Annotated in this window: 21 protein-coding genes; 9 read left to right on the forward strand and 12 right to left on the reverse strand. The window is 66.6% G+C overall.

Features of this window, described 5'->3' with window-relative positions; translation table 11 throughout:
* Positions 1-15 precede the first annotated feature (15 nt).
* Complete coding sequence (locus LR961_RS05925; RefSeq protein WP_232147498.1) at positions 16-1,398, reverse strand: L-serine ammonia-lyase; 1,383 nt, start codon at positions 1,396-1,398, stop codon at positions 16-18.
* Positions 1,399-1,496: 98 nt separating this feature from the next.
* On the opposite strand from LR961_RS05925, the gene LR961_RS05930 reads away from it, so the two are divergent.
* On the forward strand, positions 1,497-1,724 hold the full coding sequence (locus tag LR961_RS05930; protein ID WP_232147499.1) for a glutaredoxin family protein: 228 nt from the start codon (positions 1,497-1,499) through the stop codon (positions 1,722-1,724).
* Positions 1,725-1,729: 5 nt separating this feature from the next.
* Here LR961_RS05930 and LR961_RS05935 read toward each other — a convergent pair whose 3' ends face one another.
* The 4 genes from LR961_RS05935 to LR961_RS05950 are packed head-to-tail and all read right to left on the reverse strand — an operon-like array spanning position 1,730 to position 4,261.
* Entirely contained in the window at positions 1,730-2,320 is a 591-nt protein-coding gene (locus tag LR961_RS05935; RefSeq protein ID WP_232147500.1) for a DUF922 domain-containing protein, read from the reverse strand.
* A gap of 50 nt (positions 2,321-2,370) precedes the next feature.
* Complete coding sequence (locus tag LR961_RS05940; protein ID WP_232147501.1) at positions 2,371-2,943, reverse strand: YceI family protein; 573 nt, start codon at positions 2,941-2,943, stop codon at positions 2,371-2,373.
* Positions 2,940-3,518, reverse strand: coding sequence for a cytochrome b (locus LR961_RS05945; RefSeq protein ID WP_232147502.1), 579 nt, complete (start codon positions 3,516-3,518; stop codon positions 2,940-2,942). Before LR961_RS05945 ends, LR961_RS05940 begins: the two co-directional genes overlap by 4 nt.
* Entirely contained in the window at positions 3,515-4,261 is a 747-nt protein-coding gene (locus LR961_RS05950) for a YceI family protein (RefSeq protein WP_232147503.1), read from the reverse strand. Before LR961_RS05950 ends, LR961_RS05945 begins: the two co-directional genes overlap by 4 nt.
* 170 nt (positions 4,262-4,431) lie before the next feature.
* On the opposite strand from LR961_RS05950, the gene LR961_RS05955 reads away from it, so the two are divergent.
* Together LR961_RS05955 and LR961_RS05960 are read left to right on the forward strand one after the other, a co-directional pair.
* Entirely contained in the window at positions 4,432-8,010 is a 3,579-nt protein-coding gene (locus tag LR961_RS05955; protein WP_332311017.1) for an ATP-binding protein, read from the forward strand.
* A 2-nt stretch (positions 8,011-8,012) separates the two neighbouring features.
* On the forward strand, positions 8,013-11,570 hold the full coding sequence (locus LR961_RS05960) for a hybrid sensor histidine kinase/response regulator (RefSeq protein WP_232149220.1): 3,558 nt from the start codon (positions 8,013-8,015) through the stop codon (positions 11,568-11,570).
* 164 nt (positions 11,571-11,734) lie between these two features.
* Here the strand turns inward: LR961_RS05960 and mdtD are convergent, their stop codons facing one another.
* The 5 genes from mdtD to LR961_RS05985 form a co-directional block, all read right to left on the reverse strand.
* The gene (mdtD, locus tag LR961_RS05965; protein WP_232149222.1) at positions 11,735-13,153 is read right to left on the reverse strand and encodes a multidrug transporter subunit MdtD; all 1,419 of its coding nucleotides are present in this window, start codon (positions 13,151-13,153) and stop codon (positions 11,735-11,737) included.
* Positions 13,154-13,483: 330 nt separating this feature from the next.
* Entirely contained in the window at positions 13,484-14,560 is a 1,077-nt protein-coding gene (gene hemE, locus LR961_RS05970) for a uroporphyrinogen decarboxylase (RefSeq protein WP_232147504.1), read from the reverse strand.
* 61 nt (positions 14,561-14,621) lie between these two features.
* Positions 14,622-14,864 (reverse strand): WGR domain-containing protein, encoded by a 243-nt coding sequence (locus tag LR961_RS05975; protein ID WP_232147505.1) that lies wholly within the window; start codon positions 14,862-14,864, stop codon positions 14,622-14,624.
* A gap of 178 nt (positions 14,865-15,042) precedes the next feature.
* A complete protein-coding gene (aroB, locus tag LR961_RS05980) occupies positions 15,043-16,152 on the reverse strand; it encodes a 3-dehydroquinate synthase (protein ID WP_232147506.1) in 1,110 nt (369 codons plus the stop codon).
* Positions 16,149-16,691 carry a shikimate kinase gene (locus tag LR961_RS05985; RefSeq protein WP_232147507.1) on the reverse strand — a complete coding sequence of 181 codons (543 nt, stop codon included), beginning with the start codon at positions 16,689-16,691 and terminating at the stop codon, positions 16,149-16,151. The genes aroB and LR961_RS05985 overlap by 4 nt, the downstream gene beginning before the upstream one ends.
* A gap of 101 nt (positions 16,692-16,792) precedes the next feature.
* Between LR961_RS05985 and LR961_RS05990 the strand changes: the two genes are divergently transcribed.
* Entirely contained in the window at positions 16,793-16,996 is a 204-nt protein-coding gene (locus LR961_RS05990; protein WP_232147508.1) for a dodecin family protein, read from the forward strand.
* A gap of 136 nt (positions 16,997-17,132) precedes the next feature.
* On the opposite strand, the gene LR961_RS05995 is transcribed toward LR961_RS05990, so the two are convergent.
* On the reverse strand, positions 17,133-17,957 hold the full coding sequence (locus LR961_RS05995) for a kinase (RefSeq protein ID WP_232147509.1): 825 nt from the start codon (positions 17,955-17,957) through the stop codon (positions 17,133-17,135).
* Between the two features lie 42 nt (positions 17,958-17,999).
* Between LR961_RS05995 and pdxH the strand changes: the two genes are divergently transcribed.
* From pdxH to LR961_RS06015, 4 genes are read left to right on the forward strand one after another with little or no spacing between them, the layout of a single operon-like run.
* Entirely contained in the window at positions 18,000-18,599 is a 600-nt protein-coding gene (gene pdxH, locus LR961_RS06000) for a pyridoxamine 5'-phosphate oxidase (protein WP_232147510.1), read from the forward strand.
* A complete protein-coding gene (gene aac(6'), locus LR961_RS06005; RefSeq protein WP_232147511.1) occupies positions 18,596-19,060 on the forward strand; it encodes an aminoglycoside 6'-N-acetyltransferase in 465 nt (154 codons plus the stop codon). The genes pdxH and aac(6') overlap by 4 nt, the downstream gene beginning before the upstream one ends.
* Complete coding sequence (locus tag LR961_RS06010) at positions 19,057-19,401, forward strand: hypothetical protein (protein WP_232147512.1); 345 nt, start codon at positions 19,057-19,059, stop codon at positions 19,399-19,401. Before aac(6') ends, LR961_RS06010 begins: the two co-directional genes overlap by 4 nt.
* Positions 19,401-20,195 (forward strand): cobalamin-binding protein, encoded by a 795-nt coding sequence (locus LR961_RS06015; RefSeq protein WP_232149223.1) that lies wholly within the window; start codon positions 19,401-19,403, stop codon positions 20,193-20,195. The genes LR961_RS06010 and LR961_RS06015 overlap by 1 nt, the downstream gene beginning before the upstream one ends.
* A gap of 178 nt (positions 20,196-20,373) precedes the next feature.
* On the opposite strand, the gene LR961_RS06020 is transcribed toward LR961_RS06015, so the two are convergent.
* Positions 20,374-21,603, reverse strand: coding sequence for a citrate synthase family protein (locus LR961_RS06020; protein WP_232147513.1), 1,230 nt, complete (start codon positions 21,601-21,603; stop codon positions 20,374-20,376).
* A gap of 114 nt (positions 21,604-21,717) precedes the next feature.
* On the opposite strand from LR961_RS06020, the gene prpB reads away from it, so the two are divergent.
* Complete coding sequence (gene prpB / locus LR961_RS06025; RefSeq protein ID WP_232147514.1) at positions 21,718-22,602, forward strand: methylisocitrate lyase; 885 nt, start codon at positions 21,718-21,720, stop codon at positions 22,600-22,602.
* Positions 22,603-22,706: the final 104 nt, after the last annotated feature.

Raw genomic sequence — 22,706 nt, forward strand, 5'->3', positions numbered from 1 at the left:
CGCTCTACAGGGAGGTCAGCACTCGATGACGTTGACCGCCAGGCCGCCGCGGCTGGTTTCCTTGTACTTGTCCTGCATGTCGCGGCCGGTGTCGCGCATGGTCTTGATGACCTTGTCCAGCGAGACCTTGTGCTTGCCATCGCCGCGCATGGCCATGCGGCTGGCGTTGATCGCCTTGACCGCGCCCATCGCGTTGCGCTCGATGCACGGGATCTGCACCAGTCCGCCGATCGGGTCGCAGGTCAGCCCGAGGTTGTGCTCCATGCCGATCTCGGCGGCGTTCTCGATCTGGCCCGGGTTGCCGCCCAGCGCGGCCATCAGCCCGCCGGCCGCCATCGAGCAGGCCACGCCCACTTCGCCCTGGCAGCCGACCTCGGCGCCGGAGATGGAGGCGTTTTCCTTGTAGAGGATGCCGATCGCCGCGGCGGTGAGCAGGAAGTCGAACACGCCCTGCTCGGTGCTGCCGGGGCAGAAGCGGTCGTAGTAATGCAGCACCGAGGGGATGATGCCGGCCGCGCCGTTGGTGGGCGCGGTGACCACGCGGCCGCCGGCGGCGTTTTCCTCGTTGACCGCCAGCGCGTACAGGTTGACCCAGTCCAGCGTGGTCAGCGGGTCGCGCATGGCCGCTTCCGGGCGCGCGGACAGCTCGCGGTACAGGGTGGGCGCGCGGCGGCTGACGTGCAGGCCGCCGGGCAGGGTGCCCTCGGAACGGATGCCGCGGGTCACGCAGGACTGCATGGCGTCCCAGATCTCGCGCAGGCCGGCGCGGATCTCGTCCTCGCTGCGCCAGCACTTCTCGTTCTCGAACATCATCCGGGCGATGCTCAGGCCGCTGCGCGCGGCCTGGGCGAGCAGCTCGTCGCCGCTCTTGAACGGGTAGGGCACGGGCGTCTGGTCCGGCACGATGCGGTCATCGGCGGCATCGTCTTCGTTGACCACGAAACCGCCGCCCACCGAGTAGTAGTCACGGGTGGCGATGATCTGGTCGTCGGCGTCATAGGCGGTGAAACGCATGCCGTTGGTGTGGTACGGCAGCTTCTGGCGCTTGTTCATGGCCAGGTCGCGCTTCTCGTCGAAGGCGATTTCGCGCTGGCCCATCAGGTTGATGCGCTTGCTGCTGCGGATGCGCTCCAGCGCAGCCGGAATGATGTCCGGGTCGATCGCGTTCGGGCGGTGGCCTTCCAGGCCCAGCAGCACGGCCTTGTCGGTGCCGTGGCCCTTGCCGGTCAGCGCCAGCGAGCCAAATACCTCGGCACGGATGCGCACGGTGTCCTGCAGGCGGCCCGGATCGAGCAGCCAGTGGTGCACGAAGCGTTCGGCTGCGCGCATCGGGCCGACGGTGTGTGACGAACTCGGGCCGATGCCGATCTTGAACAGGTCGAACGTACTGACGGACATGCGTGCTTCTGCGTACTGCGTGGAGAGGGCCGCTATTCTACGTGCTTGCCGTTGCCGGCCATGCCTGCAGCGCAGCATTCCTTACGATGGAGCAGAGGATGACCGGATTGATCCTGTATCAGCGCGATGATTGCCACCTGTGCGACCTGGCGCTGGCGGTGCTGGCCGATGCCCGCGTGCCGGAGTTCGACAGCGTGTTCATCGACGAGGATGCCGCGCTGGAGGCCAGTTATGGCGAGCGTGTGCCGGTGTTGCGTGATGGCAGCGGGCGCGAACTGGACTGGCCGTTTGACGCCGCAGCGCTGCAGCGCTGGCTGCAGCGCTGACGCGGTCAGAGTTCCAGGCCGTCCCGGCGCCCGTGCTGGGTATCGCGGTCGTAGGCGATTTCGCGTTGGCGCTGTAGGTCGATCAACGATTTTCCCAGCGCGTTGACCTGTTTGCCGAGGGCGTCGCAGCCGGCGTCGGAGGACAGTGAGCCCAGTTCGCGGCGGATGTCCGCGCCTGCCTGGAGGGCAAACTGGTAATGGCCTTCCTCGTGCTCGCGCAGGATCCGGCTGTAGCGCTGCCAGCGGCTGCGCAGGTCTTCGCCGGCATCCTGTTGGTCACTCCATTGCGGAAGGGTGATCTCGCCGGTGACCTGGGTGTCGATGGACTGTATTCGGCAGCGCCTGCCCTGCGAGGTCGTGCGGTACTGCCAACGCACGTTCCAGCGGGTGTAACCATGGAAGCGGGTGCCGTCATCGCCCGAGGGGCCATTTTCCTGCATCGCCATCAACAGCTGCTGCGAGGTTTGGCCGCTGATCGGGTAGTAGTGGATGTCCAGCTGTTCGGAGGCGGCGGCGTTTGCCGATGCCAGCAACAGGCTGGCCGCCAGTAGAGGAAGTGCGCGCAGGGCAGTGATTCCGTTCGGGTGAATGACCACCAGCGTGGCTGCTCGCCGCGCTGGTGGTCAATCGTTGCACGGGCGCCGGATTACTTGGCGTTGAACTTGACGATGGTGCTGATCGCCGTTTCGTTGGGAATGGTCTTGGTGTCGGCCCAGTCGCCGCCGCCAACGCCGAAGTCCAGACGCTTGACCGTGGCCTTGCCGGTCAACACCGGCTGCGCACCCGGTGCCCAGGTGAAGGTGAAGCTGACCGGCTTGCTGACGCCACGCAGTTCCAGCGTGCCGTCGGCGGCGAACTGGTTGTTGCCAAGCGCGCGGAAGCCGTTGGCGGTGTAGCGCGCCTGGGCGAAGGCGGCGACGTTGAAAAAGTCCGCGCCCTGCAGGGTGGAATCGCGGTCGGTATTGCCACTCTTGGCGCCGGCCAACGGGATGCTGACGTCGAGCTTGGCGGCGGCCGGGTTGGCCGGGTCGAAGCTGAGCTGGGTCTGGAAGCCGGGGAAGGTGCCGGTGAACGTCTCGCCGTCGTACTTGGTGGCGAACACCAGGATCGAACCGCTGCCCGGTGCCTGCACGTAGTCGGCGGCCATGGCCGGGGCGGTGGCCAGCATGCCGGCCAGGGCGGCGGCCACGGCCGACGGGGTGGTGAGCTTGATGTTCATGCGGATTCCTTCTGTGGGGTGGTCAACCAGCCTTGCGGCAACATGCGTGCAAGCGTGGCATCGCGCTGGAAAAGGTGGTGGTAGAACGCGGCGCCGGCATGCGCCAGCACCAGCAGGATCAGGGCCCAGAAGCCGTATTCGTGGATGGCATGGGACACCTGGCTGGCCAGGTCACTGGGAGCGACCAGCTTGGGCATCGGGAACAGCCCGAACAGATTGAACGGGCGCAAACCGCTGGCCGAGTCGTAAATCCAGCCGGACAGCGGGATGGCGAACATCAGCACGTACAGCAGCCAATGCGTGAGCGAGGCAATGCGCTCCTGCCAGCCGGGCGTGCCGGGGATCGCTTCCGGGGCGCCGGCATACAGGCGCCAGCCCAGCCGCAGCACCACCAGCACCAGCACGGTGATGCCGATGGACTTGTGCATCGTGTAGATCCAGAAATAGCTCGGCGTCTTGGGGAACTCGCCCATGGTCAGGCCGACGATACCCAGCGCGAGGATCAGCACGGCGATCAGCCAATGCAGGGTTTTGCTGACGCCGCCCCAGCGGTCGATGGTGTTCTTCAGGCTCATGGGTGGGTTTCCGTCTCTCGTTTGAGGGCAGCGTCGGCCGCGTTCTGCAGCGTTTCGTCAGGAGGTGTGGGAGCAGCTTCGGGGGTGATCAGCGGGGCCTCGGCCGACTCATCGCGTACGGCTTCGGCTTCGATGCGCAGTTCGACACGGTCGCCGATGACCGAGTTCCAGGCGGTGATGCCGAATTCGGCGCGACTCAGCGTTGCAGTGGCGGAAAAGCCCGCGGTGCGGCGGAATGGTGGCAGCGGGTAGCGCTTGAGTGCGTTGAGGGTGACGTCCAATGCCACTTCGCGGGTGACACCGCGCAGGGTCAGCTGGCCGAACAGGCGTGCATGGTGCTCGTCTATCGGCTCGACCCGGCTGGAGACGAAGTGCGCCTGGGGGAAGCGCTCGCCATCAAGCAGGTTGCGCGCCAGCGTGGCCTGGTTCCATTTGTCATTGCCAAGGTCCAGGCGGGTGATCGGCACGACCACGTCCAGTTGTGCGGTGCTCCAGTCGGTCGGGTCGAACTCAAGCACGCCCTCGCTGCCGGACACGGTGCCCAGCGCCTGCGAGAACCCGGCATGTTCGATGGCGAACAGCACCCGCGTATGCACCGGGTCCAGCCGATAGCGCGCATTTTCGGCATGGGCGGTCAATGGGAGTAGTCCGCAGGCCAACAACAGGATCAGTCGCAGCAAGGGGTAGTCACCAGTAAGGAGTGGGGGGATTCTAGGCGGAGCCGTGCATCGGTTTGTCGCCATATTGCGCAACGGTTTGTTACGTGGCTGCCGAGAGCGCCATGTGCCCGCCGACCCAGCGGTTTTTGCTCCACCTTCCTGCCGGCGCTAAAGTCGTGCCCTGATGGAGGGGCCGCCGCGCTTGGCGCAGGGGCTCCTGGAGGCCCCGACGACAGTGCAAGGAGTGCCGGAAGTTGATCAAGTGGGTTCTGCAGGGCGTCTGCCTGGTCATGGCGATGCTGCTGGCTGGCAGTGCAGTGGCGTCGGATCTGGCCGAGACACCCCGTTTGCGCCGGTTGGGGGTGGCTGAAGGGCTGCCTTCACGGACGGTGCTGGCGCTGGCCCAGGATCGCGATGGCTTTGTATGGGCTGCCACCGACGACGGCCTGGCCCGTTACGACGGCAAGCAACTGCGCGTGTGGCGTCATGATCCGCAGCAGGCGGGTTCGCTGCCGGGCAACACGCTGGAAACCATGGCCATTGACGGCCAGAACCGCATCTGGGTGGGCAGCAATGGCGCCGGACTGAGCATGCTCGGTGCCGACCGGCAGACGTTTACCCGCTTCGAACAGGTGGAAGCGCTGTGCCAGACCCCGGTATGGGCGCTGGCAGCCAGTGGCACGGACATGCTGGTCGGTACCAGCGGCAGCGGCATCTGCCGGCTGGGGGCCGATGGCAAGGTCAGCCATTACCAGCACCGGCCAGACGATCCGAACAGCCTGCCTGACGACATCATCTACGCGCTGCTGGCTGGCAAGGACGGCCGGGTGTGGGTGGGTACCGCGCATGGATTGGCGCGTTGGAACCCGGCTGACGGCCGCTTCAGCCGGGTCGCCTCGCCGCTGCTGGACGGCAAGGACGTGATCCGCATCAGCGGCGACCGCGACGGCGGCGTCTGGGCCGGAACGAATGAAGGCCTTTACCGGGTGCTGGAGGATGGTTCGGTAGCACTGGCGCCGTGGTCGCAGGCGGCGCAACTGGGCTCGGCGGTGGTGCTGCACGATCGCAACGGTGGCTACTGGGTGGGCAGTGCCAATGGCTTCTATCGGGGCGATGCCCGGCGGCTGCAGTTGCTTGAAGGCGACCGTGGCAGCAATTTCCTGACCGCAAGCAGTGGTGTGCTCGACATCTTGCAGGACCACGAAGGCGGCGTGTGGATGGCCATGCTTACGCAGGGCATCGCCTACCTGAGACCGGACTGGCGTCGCTTTTCCACCCATTTCCAGCTTGACGGACAGTCGCTGGAAAGCCTGTACCTGCTGAACTCGGCTGTTGACGGTGATGGTTTCCTGGTGGCCGGTGCGCATGGCATCTACCGGCTCGACCGGGCCGGTGAGTTGTCCGTCCTGGTCAGCGAGGCGCAGACGGGCAAGGGCAGCAACTGGTCGGTGTTGCGCGGTGGCGACGGCCAGCTGTGGATGGGACGAGCCGGCAGCGTCGGCCTGTACCGGCCCAGCGACGGACGCTTCCAGCGCATCGATCTGGGTGTGGGTGACGACCCGGCACGGCGCGCCGACCTGATGCGCCTGGCCGGCGATGGCAGCGTGTGGCTGTCGATCATCAACTACGGCCTGCAGCATCGCGATGCCGAGGGTCGCTTGATTGCCGATTACCCGGCGGGGCAGACCCCGGGCTTGCCGGAGAAGCTGGTCGAACAGCTGCGGATCGATGCCTCGGGCCAACTCTGGCTGGCCGGTGGCGCAGGCGTTCTGCGGTTGGTGGATGGACGCTTCGTGCCGGTGCCGGGCATCGACGCGGGCATGGTCTACGACATCGCCTTCGCCGACGACGGCAGCCTGTGGCTGGCGCGCGAGGGTCTGATCGAGCATTACCAGCGACAGGGTGACGGTTTTGCGCGGGTGCGCAGCATCGGCGCGGGGCAGGGCATGCCGGCGGTGGCGGTCGGTGGCCTGGTGCTGGGTTGTTCGGGCCAGGTGTGGGCGACCACGCAGCGGGGACTGGTGCGCTGGCAACCGCAACCGGGTGTGCTGCACGTACTCAATGAAAACGACGGCCTGCCGGATGCGGAATTCACCGCGCGCCCGCCAGCACACCTCGGCTGTGGCAATGCGCTGGCGGTGTCGACCACCGGGCTGGTGGCGTTCGACCCGGATGCGGCAGGTACCACGCCAGTGACGTCGAAGCTGGCGATCGATGCGGTGCACGTGCGTCGTGACGACGCCACACGGGAGCAGATGCTGAGCGGTGATGTGATCCAGCTGGGGCCGGCTGACCGCGACCTGCGGGTGACCGCACGCCTGCTTTCCTATGTCGATCCGCTGCGCCATCGCTTCCGCTTCCGCATCCATGGCTACGACCAGAACTGGGTGGAGCAGGGCAATGACGGCGAGCGGATGCTGTCGCGCCTGCCGGCCGGCAGCTATCGGCTGGAGATGCAGGGTGCGGTGGCCGAAGGCGCCTGGTCACCGAGCCGTACATTGACGATTGAAGTGGCGCCGCCGTGGTGGCGCAGTGCATGGGCGATCGCTGGTTACGCGCTGTTGTTGCTGCTGCTGGTCAGTGGCGGGGTGCTGGCTTACCGGCGCCGCGTGCAGCGTCGCAGTCAATGGCAGCTGGCCATGCACAAGCGCGAGGTGGCCGAGCAGGCTTCCATGGCCAAGAGCCGCTTCCTGGCCACGCTCGGCCACGAGGTACGCACGCCGATGACCGGTGTGCTGGGCATGAGCGAGCTGCTGCTGGATACCGAGCTTGATCCGCGTCAGCGGCGTTATGCCGGGGCCATCCAGCAGGCCGGCACGCACCTGTTGCGCCTGGTCAACGATGCGCTGGACCTGGCGCGCATCGAGTCGGGCAAGCTGGAACTGGAAAGCCACCCGTTCGACCTGGGCCGGTTGCTCGAAGACGTGGTGACGCTGATGGCACCCATGGCCGAACGGCGCGGATTGCTGTTCGAACGCGACATTGCCTTCGACACGCCGATCAGGGTGACCGGTGATGCGATGCGCCTGCGTCAGATTTTGATGAACCTGCTGGGCAATGCCATCAAGTTCACCGAGCAGGGCAAAGTGGCGATGTCGGTGGAACTTGCACCGGACCACAGTGGCATCGTGCTGACCGTGAGCGACACCGGGCCGGGCATCAGCGACGAGCAGCTGCAACGGCTGTTCCATCGCTTCGAGCAGGGTGATGGTCCGCGCACCACTTCGCGTTACGGAGGCAGCGGCCTGGGTCTGGCCATCTGCCAGGAGCTGACCTCGGTGATGGGCGGCAGCATCGTGGTGCAGAGTCGGCTCGGTGCCGGCGCCAGCTTCCGCGTTGAACTGCCGTTGCGCTGGGCACAGGCGGCAACCGGCGATGAGATGGTCGCGGCAGAGGAGTTGCCGATCAGCCGCGCGCTGAAAATCCTGTTGGTGGAAGACGAGGTCACCGTGGCACAGGTCATCAGCGGCCTGCTGGTGGCGCGTGGCCATGAGGTGGTGCATGCCGCGCACGGCCTGGCCGCGCTGGCTGAAGTGTCCTCGCGTGATTTCGACGTCGGCCTGCTCGACCTGGACCTGCCCGCGCTCGACGGCCTGGCACTGGCCCGGCAGCTGCGCGGCTCCGGCTACCGGTTCCCGCTGATCGCGGTGACCGCACGTTCCGATGGCCAGGCCGAGCAGGCGGCCCAGGAGGCGGGCATGAACGGCTTCCTGCGCAAGCCGGTGACCGGGCAGATGCTCATCAACGCCATTGCGCAGGCCTTGGCCCAGGCACGCGCGCTGCAGAGCCGGCAGGTTTACGATGGGTTGCCGGAAGGGGAGAACGTAGTTTGATCATGTGGTTCAGGGCGGTGTTGGCCTGCGCGTTGCTGGGCTGGGTGTCATTGGCTGCGGGCGAAGTACCCGCGACCCCGCAACCACGTCAGCTGACCGTGGCCGATGGCCTGCCTTCCAGCGCCATCAACGCCTTCGCGGAAGATCACACCGGCTACCTGTGGCTGGCCAGCCGCGACGGCCTGGCCCGTTATGACGGCCGCAATTTCCGCATCTGGCGTGCCGAGGACGGCCTGCGCGACAACCAGCTGTGGAGTCTGCACGTGGATGCGGCCAACCGGTTGTGGATCGGCACGCAGAACGGCGGGCTGGCGATGCTGTCGGCGGACCGGCGCAGTTTCAGTTTCTTCGACAAGCAGCGCTACCCGCAGATTGGCAGCAACACGGTCTGGGCCATCACCTCCACGCCCGACGGCAACATCTGGTTCGGTACCGCCACCGGCGGTCTGCATCGGCTGACTCCCAATGGCGATGTGCAGCGGTTCATGCCGGTGGAAGGCGACCGGCGAAGCCTGCCGGCGACCGCCGTGACCTATCTGGAAACCACTCCCGACGGAAGCCTGTGGGTGGGAACCAAGGGCGGACTGGCGCGTTGGACCGGCGTGGATTTCGAGCGTGTTGACGATGCCCTGCTGCCATCGGCGCGCATCAACGGCCTCAAGGGTGGGCGCGATGGTCGGTTGTGGGTGGCCACCAACGCCGGGCTGGTGGTGCGCGAGCCGGATGGACACTTCACCCGCGCGGCCTGGCCGGGCGTGGCCGAAGAGGATGTGTTCAACATGCTGCAGTACTCGGTGGATGGCACCTACTGGCTGGACACCCGTTCCGGCCTGGGCCGCTACCGCACCGGCAAGGTAAGCAACGTGCCGCTGTACAGCATGCAGGAGCGTGGCCTGGTCAAGCCCAATTGGACCAGTGCCTACGAAGACCGCGAGGGGGGGCTGTGGTTTGCCAGCACCAATGCCGGTCTGTGGCACCTGCCACCGAGCTGGCGGCAGTTCTCGGTGATGTCGCGGCACCTGGATGATCCGGCTTCGTTGCGCAACCCCTATCCCTTGGCGCTGGCGTCGTCGGCATCGGGAGGGCTCTGGGTGGTGGGTACGCGCGGTGCGCTGGACTGGTTGAACCCGGCCACCGGCGAGGTCCGTCATCACCTGACCCGGGTGAACGGCAACAACTGGCCGCAATCACTGGCCGAGGATGCCCACGGGCGGGTTTGGATCGGCAGCCTGGACGAACTGGTGCGCTACGACCCGCGCGACCAGCAGGTACGGCGTTGGCAGCGCGATGACCCGCACGATCCGGCAATGGTGGGTGATGCGGACATCATCCGCATCTGCGACGGCAGCCGGGTCTGGGTGTATTCGGAAGAAGGCGGCATGCAGCAGCGCGATGACCAGGGACGGGTGCTGCTGCACCTGCCGCCCGGGCGCAACGGTCTGCCCAGCACGCTGGTGGAGGACATGCATTGCGGGCCGCTGGACAAGCTGTGGCTGGCCAGCGGCTCAGGCCTGCTGGTGTGGGAGCCGGGGCAGGGCAGGTTCGTGCCGGTGCCCGGAGCGCCGGTCGGGCGCGTTTCCACCTTCCACCTTACCGACAGCGGCGTGGCCTGGGTTGCCACCCTGGGGCGGGTGGAGCGTCATCTCTGGGACGGTCAGCGCATGACCCTGCTGGACAGCATCGGCAGCGAACGTGGCTTTCCGATGTTGGCGCCGAGCAGCGTGGTGGTCGACGCGCAAGGCGTTGCCTGGGCGATCAGTGCGCGTGGCCTGATCCGGATCGATTCGGCCAATCGTTCGGTGCGTCTGTATGGCGTCCACGATGGCCTGCCGGGGCAGGAGTTCCGCCGCCGTACGCTGGTACAGGCCCGCAGCGGGCAGCTGGCCGGCGGTACGCCGGATGGGGTGGTGTTGTTCGATCCGGCCCTGGTTACCCCGTCCAACCGCCAGCCGCCGCTGGTCATCGAGCGGGTCAGCGTTCGGCGCGGCGACCAGGAACACGATCTGAGCCAGGAACCACAACTGGTGATCCACGACGGTGATCGCGACCTGCGTATCGTCGCGCGGCTGCTTTCCTTTGCCGACTCGGCGACCAACACCTATCGCTTCCGGCTGGCCGGCTACGACCCGGACTGGGTGGAAGTCGGCGCGGCCGGCGAGCGCGTGTTCTCGCGTCTGCCAGCCGGGCGCTATCAATTGGAGATCCAGGCGGCCACTTCCGACAACGTGTGGTCACGCCGGCAGACCCTGGACTTCCGCGTGCAGCCACCGTGGTGGCGCAGCACCAGCGGGCTGGTCGGGTTCGTTCTGCTGGGCGCGATGTTCCTGTTGTGGCTGGGCTGGCTGTATCGGCGCCGGTTGCGGCGGCGCAACGAATGGCAGCTGGCGCGGCACAAGCAGGAACTGGCCGAGCAGGCATCGTTGGCCAAGACCCGTTTCCTGGCCACGCTCGGCCATGAAGTGCGCACGCCGATGACCGGCGTGCTGGGCATGAGCGAACTGCTGCTGGCCACCGACCTGGACGAGCGGCAACGCAGCTACACCCAGTCCATCCGCCGTGCCGGTGAGCACTTGCTGCGGTTAGTCAACGATGCACTGGACCTGGCCCGCATCGAAGCCGGGCGCCTGGAGCTGCAGGTACAACCGCTGGATCTGCAACAGCTGCTCGACGACGTACGCGGCCTGTTGGAGCCGCTGGCGTTGCGCCGCGGCCTGGTCTTCGAACTGGACAATACCGCGCCGCCGCGCACGCGCGTGACCGGCGATGTGCTGCGGCTGCGGCAGATCCTGCTCAACCTGCTGGGCAACGCCATCAAATTCACCCACCAGGGTTCGGTCCGGCTCAAGGTCAGCGTGGGCGAGGACGGCAAGGGCCTTGCCTTTGCGGTCTGTGATACCGGGCCGGGCATCAGCCAGGAGCAGCGCAAGCGCCTGTTCCGCCGGTTTGAACAGGCCGATGGCGCGCGTACCGCCGCGCGCTACGGCGGCAGCGGTCTGGGGCTGGCGATCTGCCATGAACTGACCGGAGCGATGGGCGGCAGCATCGACGTGGACAGCACGCTCGGCAGCGGCACCTGCTTCAACGTCAACCTGCCGTTGGCCTGGGACGTGATGCCCGACCCGGCAGCCGGTGGCGCCGGGCATACACCGTGGGCTTCGTTGCCTGCGCTGGAGGTGCTGCTGGTCGAGGATGACGCCACCATCGCCGCGGTGATCCGGGGCCTGCTGGAAGTGCACGGGCACCGAGTGGTGCATGCCGCGCATGGGTTGGCGGCGCTGGCTGAGGTTTCCGGCACCTCGTTCGATGTGGCGCTGCTGGACCTGGACCTGCCGGGCCTGGATGGCTTCGGCCTGGCATTGCAGCTCAAGACGATGGGGTACGAAATGCCCCTGATCGCGGTGACCGCGCGTTCGGACAGCGATGCCGAACCGCAGGCGCGACAGGCCGGCTTCGACTACTTCCTGCGCAAGCCGGTCACCGCGCAGATGCTGCTGGAAGCCATCGCCGGAGTGATGGACGCACAGCGACGCAGGGTGCAGGGGCTGGTGCCGCAGGTGTAGCACCGGCCGGCATGCATGCAAACAAAGGGTGTTGTAGGAGCGACTTCAGCCGCGAAGCTGGTGTTGCATCCGTCGAACCGCAGTCTGCAATCGCATGCTTCTGCACGACGGAAAGACTCCCTGCTTCGCGGCTGAAGTCGCTCCTGCGACGCCCGGTTGGCCGCTTACTCGACCACTTCCTCCACCGCGCGCGGATGCGGGCGGTTCTCGGGCAGCTGCCAGAAGACCAGGGTCGAACTCAGGGTGATCGCACCGACGCAGACGAAGGTGGCATGCAGCGCGGTGGTGACATCGTGGCCGCCGAAATGGGTGCCGAACGCAGCCAGCAGGCTGCCGGCGGTGGCCGCGCCAAAACCGGTGGCCAGCATCATCACCATCGACAGCAGGCTGTTGCCGCTGCTGGCCTGATCGGTATCCAGGTCGCGCAGGGTGACGGTGTTCATCACGGTGAACTGCATTGAGTTCACCGCGCCGAACAGGGTGAACTGCAACAGCCGCAGCCACAGTGGCTGCTGTGCGTCGACCAGCATGAAGCTGGCCATGGCCAGGCCCACGCAGACGGTGTTGATCATCAGGATGCGGCGGTAGCCAAAGCGCCCGACCAGGCTCACCGATGCCCGCTTGGCGGCCATGCCTGCCAATGCCACCGGGATCATCATCATGCCGGCGGCCATCGGGCTCATGCCCATGCCGACCTGCAGCAACAGCGGAATCAGCAGCGGCATCGCACCGCTGCCGATGCGCGAAAACAGATTGCCGAGGATGCCGATGCGGAAGCTGGTGATCCGGAACAGGCTCAACGCGAACAGCGGATCACGCGTGTTGGCCGCGTGCAGCCAGTAGCCGACCAGCGCGGCCAGCCCGATCACCGCCAGCAGGATCACCACCGCATGCCCCGAGCCCAAGCCGGAGACACCATCCAGCGCCAGCGACAGCGCCACCATGCCGAATGCCAGCATCAGGTAGCCGGCCATGTCGAAGCGGCGTTTCTGCTGGCCGTAGTGGTCGGGCATGATCCGTGTGGCAGCAATGAAGCCGGCCACGCCGATGGGCAGGTTGATCAGGAAGATCCAGTGCCAGGAGGCGACCTGCACCAGCCAGCCGCCCAGCGTTGGCCCCAGCAGCGGGCCGACCAGCGCGGGAATGGCGATGAAACTCATCGCCGAGAGGAACTGTTCGCGCGGCACCGAGCGCATCACCGCCAGTCGCCCGACCGGCAACAGCAACGCACCGCCGACGCCCTGCAGCACGCGCGAGGCCACCAGCCATTGCAGCGTGGGCGACAGCGCGCAGGCCAACGAGCCCAGGGTGAACAGGATGATCGCCGCCAGGAACGTGCGCCGGGTGCCGAAGCGGTCGGCAATCCAGCCGGACGCGGGAATGAAGGTGGCGACTGCCAGTGCGTAACTGAACACCACCGACTGCATCTGCAACGGGCTTTCGCCCAGGCTGCGCGCCATTGCCGGCAGCGCGGTGTTGACGATGGTCGAATCCAGCATCTGCATGAAGATCGCCAGCGACACCAGCCACAACAGGGCTTTGGGTGCGGCGTTGGCGCCGTGCGCGGATACCGGTGGAGTCATCGACATCTCGGTTGCATATCAGGCGGTGATTATCCGCCATGCGGGGCGCACGCCCAGGTGAAACCCGGCGGATGTGCAGGCTAATGTGCGCAATGTCCGCTGGTAGCGCCGAGCGGTGCTCGGCGGGGCTTTACCGGTAATGCCTGAGCGGAGCATGGCTCCGCTCTACAGGTAGATGGACGCAATGCTCACCGGTAGCGCCGAGCCATGCTCGGCGGAGGCGTTACCGGGGATGCCCAAGCGGAGCATGGCTCCGCTCTACCGTGGGTAAGGTGCTTCGTGGCCGGGATCAGGCGCAGCACAGTTCCGGCGGCGCCAGCCAATCCCCAATCAGCCGCGCCGGCTCAGACGATGCACGGCATCCACCAGCACCGCGACGTGCTCGGGATTCATGTCCGGTGCCATGCCATGGCCCAGGTTGAACACATGGCCTTCGCGCGAGCCATCGTTGCCGGCCGCATAGCTTTCCAGCACCTTGCCGACTTCGCGGGTGATCGCATCGGGCGAGCCATACAGCGTGGTCGGGTCGAGATTGCCCTGCAGCGCGACCTTGCCACCGGCAGCGCGAACGGCGTCTTCCAGGGTGATGGTCCAGTCCACGCCGACGCCTTCAGCACCGCTGGCGGCCAGCTCGGCCACGTACTGGCCAGTGCCCTTGCCGAACAGGATCAGCGGCGTGCGCTCGGCACCTTCGCCACGCTTCAGTTCGGCGGCGATGCGGTTGAGGTAGCGCAGCGAGAACTCGCGGTACATCGCCGGGCCAAGCACGCCGCCCCAGGTGTCAAACACCTGCAGGGCCTGCGCACCGGCCGCGCGCTGTGCCGACAGATAGGCGATGACCGCATCGGTCACCACGCTCAGCAGCTGGTGCAGCGCCTTGGGTTCGTTCAGCGCCATCGCCTTGATGCGCGCGAAATCCTTGCTGCCGCCGCCTTCGATCATGTAGCAGGCCAGCGTCCACGGGCTGCCGGAGAAGCCGATCAGCGGCACCTTGCCATCCAGCTCGCGGCGGATCAGGCGCACGGCATCCATCACGTAGCCCAGCTCGGTTTCCATGTCCGGCACCGCCAGTTTGGCGATGGCCGCGGCATCACGCACCGGGTCCTTGAACTTGGGGCCTTCGCCTTCGACGAAGTACAGGCCCAGGCCCATCGCGTCGGGCACGGTGAGGATGTCGGAGAACAAGATGGCCGCATCCAGGTCGAAACGCTCCAGCGGCTGCAGGGTCACTTCGCAGGCGACGTCCGGGTTCTTGGCCATGCCCAGGAAGCTGCCGGCGCGGGCGCGGGTGGCGCGGTATTCCGGCAGGTAGCGGCCGGCCTGGCGCATCAGCCAGACGGGCGTGCAGTCCACCGGTTCGCGGCGCAGGGCGCGCAGGAAACGATCGTTGCGAAGTGGGCTGGTCACGGTGGAACTCCTTGGCATTGCGCCGGGCGGACGGGGGCGTGCGGCACCCGGCAAAGGGTTGTTACAGGCCGCTGGTGAACATCACCTGGTAGCCGCGTTTGATCTGGGCGTCGCGGGCCTTCTCGAAGGCCTGCTGGGCTTGTTCCTGTTGCAGGAACAGCTCCCGGCGCAATTGCACGCGGCCACCGATCTGGCCGCTCTCACGCAGCAGCTCCCAGCCGCCGAGCAGATCCGGCACCAGGGAAAACTGTACGTATCGGGGGGCTTCAGAGCCGCTGGGCGGCAATTGCAATAGGACGCGCATGGCGGCGATTGTAGCCGTTACACGGAATTTAGGCCGCTTTGCGGGTGCGGAGAGCGGAAGGCTCACCCCTCCCCAGCCCTCCCCTTCGCCGATGGCGAAAGGGAGGGTTGGGGAGGGGTAGGGTGTTCGCCCCCTTCCTTGCAAAGCAGGGTTGGGGGAGGCGAAGCGCTGTATCGCCTTATCCCTGCCGCAGTACTTCCAGCACCGCCGCTTCATCCACATCCGGCACCACTTCGGCCTTGCCGATGCCACGCCACAGCACCAGGCGCAGGCGGCCGGCGATGTTCTTCTTGTCCAGGCGCATGTGCGCAAGCAGCGCCTCTGCTTCCAGCCCGGCCGGAATGGTCACCGGCAGGCCGTAGGCGGCCAGCAGGTCGCGCAGCGCGTCGGTGTCGGCGGCCTCGGCCATGCCCAGCGCCGCCGACAACCGCGCGGCCAGCACCATGCCGACTGCAACGGCTTCGCCATGATTGAGGTTGTCATTGCCGGGCGCGCCGTAGCCCTGCGCGGTCTCGATGGCATGCCCGAACGTATGTCCGAGGTTGAGCAGGGCGCGTTCGCCCTTTTCCAGCGGGTCGCGTTCGACGATCTCGGCCTTGTGCTCGCAGCTTCGGGCGATGGCCTGGGCCAGCGCGGTGTCGTCGGCGGCCAGCAGTGCTTCGCGTTCGGCCTGCAGCCACTGGAAGAACAGCGGGTCGCGGATGGCGCCGTACTTGATCACTTCGGCCAGCCCGGCGCGTAGTTCGCGTACCGGCAGGCTGCGCAGTGCGGCGGTATCGGCGATGACCGCGCGCGGCGGGTGGAAGGCGCCGACCAGGTTCTTGCCCTGCGGGATGTCCACCGCAGTCTTGCCGCCGACCGAGGAATCCACCATCGCCAGCAGCGAGGTAGGCAACTGCACGCAATCCACGCCACGCATCCAGCAGGCAGCGGCAAAGCCGCCCAGGTCGCCGACCACGCCGCCACCCAGCGCCAGCACGCAGGCGTCGCGGGTGGCACCGAGCGCTGCCAGTGCGGTGATGGTGGCGCTGAAGTTGTCCAGGGTCTTGGAGGCTTCGCCGGCCGGGATGATGTGCTGGCTCGTTTTCAGGTCCGGCCGGGCCGCTAGCAATGCGGCGCGTACGCCTTCCAGGTACAGCGGCGCCACGGTGTCGTCGCTGACCAGCAGCACGTGGCGGCCACGGATGGCCTGCGCCAGCAGTTCGCCCTGGGCCAGCAGGCCTGGGCCGATGTGGATCTGGTACGGATGGTCGCCGCCAACGGCGACGGTGCGGGAGGAAGCGGTCATGCGGGAAGTTCCGAGTATTGCCATTGCGTGGCAAGCCGGATCACCAACTGGGCGGTGGCTTCGGCGGGGGAATAAAGATCGGTGTCGATGGTCAGGTCGGCCACTTCGCGGTACAGCGGATCACGCAGCGTGGCCATCTGTTCCAGGACCTGCTCGCGGTCTTCGCGTTGCAGCAGCGGCCGGGTCTTGTCGCGGTGCAGGCGTTGCAGTTGCGAGCCGACGCTGACCCGCAGGTACACCACGAAACCGCGCTGCGCGATGCGCTGGCGGTTGTTGGCATCAAGCACGGCGCCACCACCGGTGGAGATGAGCTGACCGGTCTGGGCCAGCAGGCCGGCCAGCACCCGCTTTTCATGGGCACGGAAGCCGGCTTCGCCGACGTTCTCGAAAACCTCGGGGATGCTCGAACCCACGTCATCAACGATGGCCTGGTCAGCATCAACGAACACCAGCCCGAAGCGCTCGGCCAGGCGCTTACCGATGCAGGTTTTGCCGGCGCCCATGGGGCCGACCAGGATGAGATTGGGGGCGGGGTTCATCGTGGGGAAATGCTAGCACCTCGTGTCAGTGCCTTAACACGGTAGCAGCCAAGCTCCAACGTTCCACGAAATGGTTCGTGGTGCAACCGAAGGAGTCGGACATGAGCGTGGCAAAGATCATTGAAGTCAGTGCATCGTCCAAGACCAGCGTCGAGGATGCGGTGCGCAGCGGGTTGAAGAAAGTGGCGGAAACCGTGAAGGGCATCCAGGGAGCCTGGGTCAGCGAAACCAAGGCGGTGACCGACGACCAGGGCAACATCACCGAATGGCGGGTCAACCTGCGCATCACCTTCCTGGTGCAGTAACCGCGTCATCTGGCCCTGTAGGAGCGGCCTTGGCCGCCAAACCACGGTTGCGACCGGTCAACGGTGCTGCGCTGGCATGCCTTGCGCCGGCTGAGGCGATGCAGACCTCGCGGCCAAGGCCGCTCCTACAGCGGTTTCAATCCAGTAGCGGTTGCCGTTGTGCATCCAGCGCGATGACGCGGTCGGCGATGCCCGGCAGGCTGCGCAGCGCCTGCCGGCTCACCCGTTCATAGAACTGCACGAAGCGCTCCACCTGTGCGCGGCTCATGCTGGTGCGCCCGGGCGAGGCCTGCTGCAGGGCCTGTTCCTGCTGCCAACGCCAATGCGGCACCACCGAGAAACCGGGCGGCTGCAGGAACCACAGCCGATCGAACCGTTGCCACAGCGCGGGGTAATCGTCTGCCAGCGACTGGTTGCACCAGCGCCGCCAGCTGCCATCGGCATCAGCGTCGCGCTCCAGTGCGTTCAATGGCGTCAGCAGGGCGTCCTCGTCCTCGGCTGGCGTGCCCAGGAACCAGCCTTCGAACACCAGCAGGTCCAGTGGGCCGTCGATCTGGTTCCACTGCATTTCCGGCACCCGCTCATCGGCCAGCTTGTCAAAGCGTGGCATGGCGAACGCGTTGCCGCTCCTGGCGGCATCCAGCGTGGACAGTGCAAGGGGGAGGTCGTGCGTGCCGGGCGGGCCACGGGTGGCCAGCAGGGGATGGATACGGTCGGCCAAGCGCTGGCGCTGGGCGCGGGTGAGGTAGGTGTCGTCGATGGACAGCGCTGCCGCGCGCAGGCCCCGCGTGCGGGCCAGGTCGACCACCTGTGCAGCCAGCGTGGATTTGCCGCTGCCCTGCAAGCCACTGATGGCCAGCACCGGTGTTGAGGCGCCGGTGGCCAATGCGTCATCCAGCGCCTGCGCGACCAGTGCCTGGTCGAAGCGACGGGCGGAAAAACTGTGCGGAACGGAAGACATGCGGCCACAATAGCCCAAACCCGTGCCGTACGAAGCAGAGCCATGACTGATCTTTACGCAGAAGCGATTACGACTTTCGCCGCATTGTTTGAAGAGGCAAAAGCCAGCACCGAAATCGATGCCACCGCGATGACCGTGGCCACCGCCGATGCCGATGGCCGGCCTTCGGTGCGCACGGTGCTGCTCAAGGCCTTCGATGAGCGCGGGTTCGTGTTCTACACGCATCTGGACAGCCGCAAGGGCCGCGAGCTGCAGGCCAATCGCCACGCCGCATTGCTGTTCCTGTGGCGCAGCCTGCGCGAGGCCGGCATCCAGGTGCGTGTGGAAGGTGAGGCACAACAGGTTTCCGACGCCGAGGCCGATGTGTACTTCGCCTCGCGTCCGCGCATGAGCCAGATCGGTGCATGGGCATCGATGCAATCCCAGCCGCTGGCCTCGCGTGAGGAGTTCGAGCAGCGTCTGGCCGGTTTCGAGGCACAGTTCGAAGGCCGTGATGTGCCGCGCCCGGAAGGTTGGAGCGGCATCCGCATCGTCCCGCAGCGCATCGAGTTCTGGTACGGCGTTGATTTCCGCCTGCATGAGCGCTGGTGCTACGAGGCCGACGCGGGCGGCGTGTGGAGCAAGCGGCTGTTGTATCCGTGAGTGCTGGCCGCTTCCAGGTGCGGCCGGCGCAGGTCGGTGATTGGCCGGCCTGGGCCGGGTTGCGCGTGGAACTCTGGCCGGATTGCGAGAGGGAAATGGCGGATCTACGTGAGCTGATCGATGCCGACGACAGCACCTGCCTGTTGGCCTTCGATGCTGATGGAAAGCCCGTGGGGCTGGCGGAAGCCAGCTTGCGGCATGACTACGTCAATGGGACATCGAGCTCGCCGGTGGGGTTTCTGGAGGGCTGGTTCGTGCATGAGCCACTGCGCGGTACCGGCATCGGCCGGCAACTGATCGACGCGGTGGCGCAGTGGGCACGGAATCGCGGCTGCAGCGAGCTGGCCTCCGATACCGGGCTGGACAACCACCCGGCGCAAGCCGCGCACGCGGCTTGTGGCTTCACTGAAGCCGAGCGGGTCGTGTACTACCGGATGCCGCTGGTCGACGCGCGCTCATGAAACTGCATCCGGTCTATCGCATCACAGTGTTTGTGCCGCCGACCCATCTGCAGGCGCTGAAAGCGGGCATCCTGGCCGTGGACGATCTGGCCGCCGGCGGTTACTCGCATGGCATGTGGGAATCGGCGCCCGGATATGAACAGTTCCGCGCACAGGCCGGCACGCTGAGTGCATCCGGTGAAGCCGGCGAACTGGTACGCGAACCCAGCGTCCGCCTGGAGTTCTGTATTCCGCGCGACGCGGTGCGCCTGCAACGTCTGCTGGACGAAGGCATCGCCGCGCACCACCCTTGGAACACCCCGGCGGTGTTCGTCGACGCAACCGAGTTCGCAAGCCCATGATTGGACCACGCCGCATTGTCTGCCTGACCGAAGAGCCGACCGAAACGCTGTACGCACTGGGCGAGCAGGACCGCATCGTCGGCATCAGTGGTTTCACCGTGCGACCGCCGCAGGCGCGGCGCGACAAGCCCAAGGTCAGCGCGTTCACCAGCGCCAAGGTGGGCGAGATTCTCAAGCTCAAGCCGGATCTGGCCATTGGCTTCTCCGATATCCAGGCCGACATCGCCGCCGAGCTGATCCGCAATGGTGTGGAAGTTTGGATTGCCAACCATCGCAGCGTGGCCGGCATTCTGGATTACATCCGCCGTCTGGGCGGATTGGTGGGCATTTCCGAGCGTGCCAACGCCTATGCCGACGAACTGCAACGGGGGCTGGATGCGATCGCCGCGCGGGCGGCCTTGCTGCCGCAGCGTCCGCGTGTGTACGTGGAGGAATGGGACGAACCGATCATCACCGGTATCCAGTGGGGCGCGGAGCTGGTGGAGATTGCCGGTGGCGTGGATGTGTTTCCGGAGCTGTCGTGCGAGCCTTTGGCCAAAGCACGCATTCTTGCCAATGGCGATCCGGTGATCGCGCGAAATCCGGACATCATCATCGGCTCGTGGTGCGGCAAGAAGTTCCGCCCGGAGCGGGTGGCGGCGCGTCCCGGTTGGGAGGCGATCAACGCAGTGCGCGATGGCGAACTGCACGAGATCAAGTCGCCGCTGATCCTGCAGCCTGGCCCGGCGGCACTGACCGATGGCGTGCAGGCGATTGCCGCGATCATCCAGGCCTGGAGCCGGAAACAGCAGTAACGCAGTGGCTTGCGTAGGAGCGGCCTCGGCCGCGAAGCCGGTAACAACGGAATCGTCAGATTGCGTGCGATTGCAGGTGGCAGGTTGTTGCTTCATTGCATCGCGAACCTGCCAACGCCGGCGCGTCATTGATGTCAGCTTCGCGGCTTACGCCGCTCCTACGGGAGAGACGCTGCTCCTACGCGGTCTTGCCCGGCACCAGGCCGGTGTAACGCGCACGTGGCCGGATCAGCGTGCCCAGCGCCTGCTGTTCCAGCGCATGCGCCAGCCAGCCGGTGAGGCGGGCGGTGGCGAAGATCACCAGCGCGTGTGATGCAGGCAATTCGTATGCGTAGCAGATCGCCGCCAGCAGGCCGTCGATGTTCGGATGCTGGCCGCTGTTGTCGGCTGCCGCCGCCAGCACCGTTTCGATGTGCAGCATCTGCGGCGTATCGCCGCGTAGTTCGCGCAACAGCCGCAGGACTTCGGCGCCGCGCGGGTCGCCGTCCGGGTACAGGACGTGATTGAAGCCGGGCAGGTCGTCGCCGCGCCGCCAGCGCTCGGCAATGAAGTTGGCCGGCGCGCCGCTGGCCTTGGCGTCCAGCAGCAGCGCATGTGCACGCGCGGTGGCGCCGCCGTGGCGCGGCCCGGACATCGCCGCCAGGCCGGCACAGACGGTGGCGTGCAGATGCGCGCCGGTCGATGCCACCACACGCGCTGCGAAAGCGGACACGTTGAGTTCGTGATCGGCGCAGACGACCAATGCCGCGCGCAGCACTTCGGCAAAGTCTTCGTCGCCGGGACGCCAGCTGTCGGCCAGCAGGCGGTGCACCGGGCGCGCGTCGGGCTGCACGCCGACCAGCAGCGCGGCGTTCTGACGCAGCAGCATCGCGGCCACTTCGCGGCGGACTGGTGCAGCGGCGTTGAGCGATTGGCGTTGCTCGAGGGCGAGCAGGGGCAGGCAGGCCATGGCCCGTTCCAGTGGCGGCAGCGAGCTGTCCAGCGCCAGGCCGGTGATGCGCTCGGGCCAGGCTTGTGGGGCGGTGGCAGCGAACGGGTCCTGTTCTTCGCAATCCCACAGCAGGCGCGCGATGTCTTCCAGGGTGGCACCGCTGCGCGCGGCGGCGACCGCCGAGCGGCCGCGGTAGTAAGGGGAGTCCGGCTGGATCAGCGAGATACTGGTTTCCAGCACCGGCAGGCCACGGTCCAGGCTCTGCGCGGCGCCGCGCGCTGCCCCGCGTCCGGCCCGCTTGCGTTGTGCCAGCCGCTCGACCTCGGCCCGGAGGTACACCCGGCTGCGCTGGTCTGCGCCCGGTCGCGAGCTGAGCTGACCACGGCTGACGTAGGCGTACAGCGTGGCCGGGCTGATGCCGAGCAGGGCACAGGCCTCGTTGGCAGGCATCAGTTCGGGATCGGCGTTATCGGACATGTGCATTCAATATGTTGATTAATTGAATCAAGATTGATCAATGTTTGCGATAGTGACAGATTGTTTGTCACAGCGGAATGGCATCGTCGCCACCGCCAAGTCAGGAGCCATGCCATGAGTCTTTCTTCCGCCGGCGCTGCTTTCCGCGCCGCACTGGCTGCCGAATCGCCGCTGCAGGTGATCGGTGCGATCAACGCCAACCACGCATTGCTGGCCAAGCGCGCCGGTTATCGCGCCATCTATCTGTCCGGTGGCGGTGTTGCGGCCGGCTCGCTCGGCCTGCCGGACCTGGGCATCAATACGCTGGAAGACGTGCTGATCGACGTGCGCCGCATCAGCGACGTGTGCGACCTGCCGTTGCTGGTGGACATCGACACCGGTTTTGGCCCGAGCGCGTTCAACATCGCCCGTACCGTGAAATCGCTGATCAAGGCCGGTGCCGGCGCCTGCCATATCGAAGACCAGGTGGGCGCCAAGCGCTGTGGCCATCGCCCGGGCAAGGAGATCGTGACCCAGGGCGAGATGGTGGACCGCGTGAAGGCAGCGGCCGATGCCAAGACCGATCCGGATTTCTTCCTGATCGCGCGTACAGACGCGATCCAGATGGAGGGCGTGGATGCGGCCATCGAGCGTGCCATCGCCTGCGTCGAGGCCGGCGCCGACGGTATCTTTGCCGAGGCCGCCTACGATCTGGAAACCTACAAGCGCTTCGCCGATGCGGTGAAAGTGCCGCTGCTGGCCAACATCACTGAATTCGGCGCCACGCCGCTGTTCAGCCGTGATGAGCTGGCCGCTTCGGGCGTTGCGATCCAGTTGTTCCCCCTGTCGGCCTTCCGTGCCGCCAACAAGGCGGCAGAGAACGTCTACGAAGCCATCCGCCGTGACGGCCACCAGCGTAATGTGGTGGATACGATGCAGACCCGCGAGGAGCTGTACGACCGGATCGGCTATCACGAGTTCGAGCGCAGCCTGGACAAGACGTTTGCTGCGAAGAAGTAGTCCCTGCCCCCTTCTCCCGTTGGGAGAAGGTGGCGCGTAGCGCCGGAAGAGGGTGCGATTCCACGCATTCGTACCCTCTCCCCAACCCCTCTCCCGGTGGGAGA

The organism is Stenotrophomonas sp. SY1, from assembly GCF_021202945.1.
Lineage (GTDB): Bacteria > Pseudomonadota > Gammaproteobacteria > Xanthomonadales > Xanthomonadaceae > Stenotrophomonas.